Source organism: Rhodococcus sp. ARC_M12 (assembly GCF_022810385.1).
GTDB lineage: Bacteria > Actinomycetota > Actinomycetes > Mycobacteriales > Mycobacteriaceae > Rhodococcoides > Rhodococcoides navarretei.
The window spans coordinates 1-5,735 of record NZ_JALGQI010000033.1 but is presented as its reverse complement, the minus strand read 5'-3'; the positions used below and the strand labels follow the sequence as shown (position 1 = coordinate 5,735).

General features: G+C 62.5%; 6 protein-coding genes and 1 pseudogene. 4 read left to right on the top strand and 3 right to left on the bottom strand.

Annotated elements, in window-relative coordinates; genetic code table 11:
- Positions 1–422, bottom strand: a 422-nt coding sequence (locus MTX35_RS25095) for an IS3 family transposase (RefSeq protein WP_243597459.1), incomplete at its 3' end; no start/stop codon positions are given.
- A gap of 44 nt (positions 423–466) precedes the next feature.
- Positions 467–748 (bottom strand): transposase, encoded by a 282-nt coding sequence (locus MTX35_RS25090; RefSeq protein ID WP_243597458.1) that lies wholly within the window; start codon positions 746–748, stop codon positions 467–469.
- Between MTX35_RS25090 and MTX35_RS25085 the strand changes: the two genes are divergently transcribed.
- Entirely contained in the window at positions 747–1,391 is a 645-nt protein-coding gene (locus MTX35_RS25085; RefSeq protein WP_243597457.1) for a hypothetical protein, read from the top strand. The genes MTX35_RS25090 and MTX35_RS25085 overlap by 2 nt on opposite strands.
- A 213-nt stretch (positions 1,392–1,604) precedes the next feature.
- Here the strand turns inward: MTX35_RS25085 and MTX35_RS25080 are convergent, their stop codons facing one another.
- On the bottom strand, positions 1,605–2,579 hold the full coding sequence (locus tag MTX35_RS25080) for a LysR family transcriptional regulator (protein ID WP_243597456.1): 975 nt from the start codon (positions 2,577–2,579) through the stop codon (positions 1,605–1,607).
- Between the two features lie 109 nt (positions 2,580–2,688).
- On the opposite strand from MTX35_RS25080, the gene MTX35_RS25075 reads away from it, so the two are divergent.
- From MTX35_RS25075 to MTX35_RS25065, 3 genes and pseudogenes are all read left to right on the top strand, one after another.
- Positions 2,689–3,102, top strand: coding sequence for a hypothetical protein (locus MTX35_RS25075; protein ID WP_042940221.1), 414 nt, complete (start codon positions 2,689–2,691; stop codon positions 3,100–3,102).
- Between the two features lie 37 nt (positions 3,103–3,139).
- Positions 3,140–4,006, top strand: coding sequence for an alpha/beta fold hydrolase (locus tag MTX35_RS25070; RefSeq protein WP_008719926.1), 867 nt, complete (start codon positions 3,140–3,142; stop codon positions 4,004–4,006).
- 85 nt (positions 4,007–4,091) lie between these two features.
- A pseudogene (locus MTX35_RS25065) lies at positions 4,092–5,539 on the top strand (aldehyde dehydrogenase family protein).
- Positions 5,540–5,735: the final 196 nt, after the last annotated feature.

Below are 5,735 nucleotides of genomic sequence, written 5' to 3'. Positions count from 1 at the left end.
ACAATGTTCAACAGGGACTGCCGGGTGTGTTCGTCGATCATCGACGCGATCTTGATCGCCTTCCCGTCGACGGTCGAATCGAACTGAAAGTCCATAGCCCACACCACTTTCGGTGCATCGGCTTCGATCTGCGGGCACGAGCTGATGCCGGTGCGTTTGCGTGGATGGTAGATCCGAACCTGCAGACCCTCCTCCTTCCAGAGCCGGTGCACCTTCTTCTTGTTCACCGACATACCCTCGTCGTGTCTCAGATGCGCCCAGGCGCGACGGAAGCCGTGCAGCGGATGTGAGCCTGCGTATGTCCGCAACGCGGCCCTCAGGGCCGCGTCGGGGTCCGCGGGTGTGTCGGCTATCGGTGTTCGTGCGTAGGTGGAGCGGGCAAGCCCAACAGCTTTGCACGCCAGTCGTTTCGACAGACTCATGGTGTTCACGAGCATGTCGACGGCGCGGCGCTTGGCGGCTGGGCTCAGAATTTTCCCTTCGCTACCTCCCGCAGCGCATCCTTCTCCAGCTCGGCCTCGGCGAGCAGGCGTTTGAGCTTGCCGTTCTGCTCGCGCAGCTCTCTGAGTTCCTTCGCGGCATCGGTGTCCATCCCGCCGTACTGACGCCGCCAGTTGTACAACGTCGCCGCCGACACCTCGAGCTCCGCCGCGATCTCCTCCTGCGTCTTGCCCGCCGCAGTGAGTTCGTCGGCACGGCGCAGTTTGCGCACGATGTCCTCGGCAGAGTTGCGTTTCCGTCCAGCCATGTTCTCCATCGTCCTATCCGCCCAGCTCATGGGTAACAAGACTCTAAAACGATATGGCCCCGTTCAATGGGGACACGCCAACTCCGCTCTGCATCAAGGTCAGATCACTCAGGCGAAGGAGCAGTTCGAGGAGTACTTGAAGGTAGCGTCTGTCTGGCATCCCGCATGGCGTCTGAGGCACGGAATCGCAAGCTTCTTACTTTCAAGTGGGATGGAGAACGGAGTTCGCGACGCAAAGAAAGCCGAACGTGTTCTGCGTGATCGCTCCGCCATCGAGAGCTTTTCCGGCTCAGTCAAGCGGTGTCTCGCTGCTGCGAAGTGCGATGTGCTACACGGCGGGCCTTGGGGCGAGATCGGCCAACATGAGGTAGACGCTGGTCGTCCAGACAAAGCCGCTGCGCCCCTGTTGATTGCAGCATTTGCAGACCAACGCTCCGCCTCCTGGGTCCTCGCTCTTGCAGCCGCCCTAGCGGCCAATCTGGAGGAGATGTCAGATGCAATTGCCACGCTAGCCCTCTTCGATTTTGGTGAGGAGTTTCACCGTGAGCTTCGCGCGCACTTTGCCGGCAGTGCTGATCGGCTGTCGGTGGCTGCCTTCGTCGAAGATATTGATGAAAAGACTGGCCGGCAGAGACGACGGTAGGGCAGAATCTGTGGACAGCAAGTCGCCACACGAAGTCACTGAAATTGCAAGGGGCCCAGCACCTGAAGAATGTCACCACTCAGCGGCCCCGGTTTCACTTGTGGCGACTCAAGGACGGAGTCTTCGCTGAGGTCCTGGTGGAACCACCGCGGGCGCAGAGAGAAGTCCGGACGGGACGAGGAAAGCTTTAAGTCTCGACCCTGTGGGAGGGTCTCAGGACGTGAGCTTGGCTTGGTAGCGATCGAGCAGCGACGGAACGCCGGCGGTCGGGGGTGCCCACGAGTTCGGAACCGGACAATCGACGGCGACACGGCGGGCCGCAGCCACGAAGTCGCGGGTCAGAGGCGAGTCGACGTCCGAACGCCACCCGATGGACAACGGTGTGGGGGGTATACCCGTAACCGGAACGAATGCCAAACCTGGCCTCGCATAGAACCTTTGAGTCGACGCTTGTGAGAACGCCACGCCCTTGCTGGAGAGGATGGCTTCGAAACACTCGTCGACAGTGGAGACTTCGGCACCGAGACGAACGGTCTCACCGTCTCTCGAGCTGACGGCGAGCCAGAAGTCCCTCCATGATTCCGGGCTGCGCCTCGCGACGAACGGTTGCCCCGCCACTTCTTCGACACTGGTCGAATCTTGCTGCGCCAGAGGCGAAGTGGATGCTACGACAAGCACTCTCGGCTCCACGAACAGTGTCTCGAGCGCAAGCCAGTCCTGCACGACGACCGGCGGCCTGACGAACGCGACATCGACCGACCCGTCGCCGAGCCCGACGTAGGGGTCGGTGAAGTCGAACGACTGCATCTCGACCGCGACGTCGGGGTGGAGAGCACGGAAAGCCGACAAGATGTCCGGCGTCAGTTCCGCGGCAGCGTTCGCCTGGAATCCGACGATCAGGTTGTTGCGCCCACTACGGCCCACCTGACGTGTCAACGACGCGACACGCTCGGCATCGGCGAGAAGCTGCCTGCTCCCGTCGAGGAGCTTGTCCCCGGCAGGGGTCAACGAGACATGACGGGAATCGCGGATGAACAGTGCGGTTCCCAAGGAGTGTTCGAGTTTGCGAATCTGCACGCTGAGCGAGGGCTGTGCGATATGCAGCCGCGCTGCTGCCTTGCCGAAATGAAGCTCTTCCGCGACGGCCACGAAATACGACAACGGCCTGAGCTCCAACGGAAGATTCACGTCCCCGATGCTATTCCCGCAGCTAGACCAGCACCAGTAGTTGTTTCCTATCGATCGGGCGACCGATTGGTATTGGACGAACCCGCAGGTCCAGCGTGTGATGGGTCACATGACAACAGCAACCGACACCACCACCCAGACCCCGGAACAGTGGGCCGACGCGTTCACCCAAGCATCCGACGCAGACGCCGAGATCTCCGCGCACGGCACGTACTTCACTTGCTCGTACCTCCTCGACATGGACACCCACTCCTTCGTCATCGAGATGTCGAACGGCAAAGTCCACGCAATCGCCGTCGACCCAGGCCCGCTCGACCGGCCCTATCAGTTCGCCATCCGCGCCGGCGTCGAGACGTGGCAGGGCTTTGGAGTTCCCGTTCCGGCACCGATGTTTCACGGCATCTGGGCGGCGTCGTTCCAGCGCGACATGAGGCTCGAGGGAGATGTCCTCGTCCTGATGCAGAACCTGCGCTGCGTTACCCGCCAGATCGAACTGCTGCGCGCCGTCGGCGTTCCGGTCTAGTCCCCGACTCACACACGACTCACCGAAGGAACAGAACATGAGCAAGATTTCACCTGTGACCGGCCATTACGTCGATGTCGACGTCGACGGTCTTCTGTACAAGGTCTTCTACCTAGAGAACGGCACCGGCCAACCGTTGGTATGCCAGCACACCGCCGGGTGCCACAACCACCAGTGGCGTGGACTGCTCGAAGACGAGGACATCACGCAGAATTACCGCGTGATCGCGTACGACCTGCCCCGCCACGGCAAGTCCGATCCGCCGGAGAACACAGAGTGGTGGAAAGAGGAGTACAAGCTCTCGGCCGACCATTACGCCAACTTCATCGTGGCCCTGGTCGATGCACTCGAACTGGAGAATCCGATCTTCATGGGTTCGTCGTTCGGTGGCAACATCGCCTTGCAGCTGGCGCTTCGCCATCCGGAACGCTTCGCCGGAGTCATCCCGGTCGAGGGAGCCGACTACTCACCGGGCTTCTACCTCGACTGGTGGCAGCACCCCCACGCGAACGCTGCGCAGGTGTGCGCAAGTGGCACATGGGATCTCATGGCACCACAGTCGCCGGAAGCCGACCGGTGGAAGACCTGGTTCTACTACACGCAGGGATCCGAGGCGTTCAAGGGCGACTTGCACTTCTACTCCGTGGACCACGACCTGCGCGACAAGCTCGACCAGATCGACGGCGACCGTTGCCCGGTCGTCATGCTGACCGGCGACTACGACTACCTCACCACCCCTGAGGACAGTGCCCGCACAGCTGCGCAGATCAAGAATGCGAAGTTCATCGAGATGAAGGACATCGGGCACTTCCCGATGAGCGAGAACCACCCGGTGTTCCGGACGTACCTCATCGAGGCGCTCGAGGTTCTGCAGAAATCCGCGTCCACCTCGGTCTCCGTCTGATCTGACCCTGCACGCCCTCGATGCTCGCCGGCCTCCGACACGGGGCCGGCGAGCATTCTTTTCGGCCCTCGAAAGGGAGATCCCGATGTCCGTCACACACTTTCCGTTCTGGGTTGCCGGCGAAGCGACTATCAGCGGTGTCGCTACCGAGATCCGCAATCCGTTCGACGGTCGCATCGTGGGGACGGTGTTCGAAGCGGCGTCGGAACACGTCGACGCCGCGATCGAGGCGTCCGCCGCGGTGGCGGACGAGTTCGCGGGAACGCCGGCCCACGTTCGGTCGGATGCGCTCGTACATGTCTCGACGCGTCTGCACGAGCGTCGGGAGGAAATCGCTCGGCTCATCTCTGCCGAATCCGGCAAACCGATCAAGTGGGCGCGAGTCGAAGTCGCTCGCGCGGTGTCGACATTTCGGTGGGCGGCCGAGGAAGCACGACGATGGAGCGGGCATCTTCAGCGACTCGACACCGACGCTGGATCGGACGGCCGCTTGGCGCTGATTCAGCGCGTCCCACGCGGTCCCATCCTCGGAATTGCACCGTTCAACTTTCCGCTCAATCTGGTGGCCCACAAGGTGGCACCGGCCCTGGCGGTCGGCGCGCGATCATCGTCAAACCTGCGCCGGCCACCCCGCTGACAAGTTTGGTGCTCGGCGGAATGCTCGCCGAGACATCGCTTCCGGCGGGTGCGTGGTCAGTGCTGACCGTCTCCAACGACAAGGCATCGGACATGGTCGTGGACCCTCGGCTACCGGTTGTCTCGTTCACCGGATCGGTCCCGGTGGGTTGGTCGATCCGAGAACTCGTTCCGCGCAAGCACGTCACGCTCGAACTCGGAGGTAACGCCGCGGTGGTGGTCTGCGCAGACTGGGCCGACGAGGAAAAACAGGAGTACGCAGCCGAGAGGATCGCACGATTCTCGATGTACCAAGCGGGTCAGTCGTGCATCGCGGTGCAGCGGGTCTTCGTCCACGACAGTCTCTACGACGCCATGCGCCGCCGCATTCTGGCTCACGTCGCGTCGCTGTCGACCGGTTCACCCGACGACGACGAGACCGACGTCGGCCCCCTGATCGACGACCGCGCAGCCGTACGCGTGGAGGAGTGGATCGAGGAAGCCGTCGAGGGGGGAGCCACCGTTCTGGCCGGCGGCGGACGCACGGGCGCAGTCGTCGAACCGACGGTCATCGAGGATGCACCGCCAGGGGCCAAGGTTGTGGACCACGAGGTCTTCGGGCCCGTTGTCGTACTCTGCAAAGTCGCCTCGGATGCGGAGGCATTCGAACAGGTCAATGAATCCCGATTCGGATTGCAGGCGGGCATCTTCACGTCGAACCTGCAGACGGCGTTCACGGCGTCACGCGTCCTGGACGTCGGCGGGGTCATCGTCGGTGACGTGCCGAGCTTCCGCGCCGATCAGATGCCGTACGGCGGAGTCAAAGATTCTGGGATGGGCAAAGAAGGGGTGCATTCGGCGATGGAGGACCTGACGCAGGAGAAGGTGCTCGTTCTGACCGGTATCGAGATTCCCTGAGATTCGGCACGACCCACCCAACTCCGAATGCCTGTTCCGACGGCAAATTCACAGTGCGCCGGCTTTCCCGGCTCTTCCCAGATGACGGTGTAGGTCGGCCGGGCGCGTCGGTCCGCAGATAGACGTCGAGGTCTCCCGACGATGGAGGTTCCTACGCCATCCATCCGAAAGACCTCGACGTGTCCGACGCTACCCC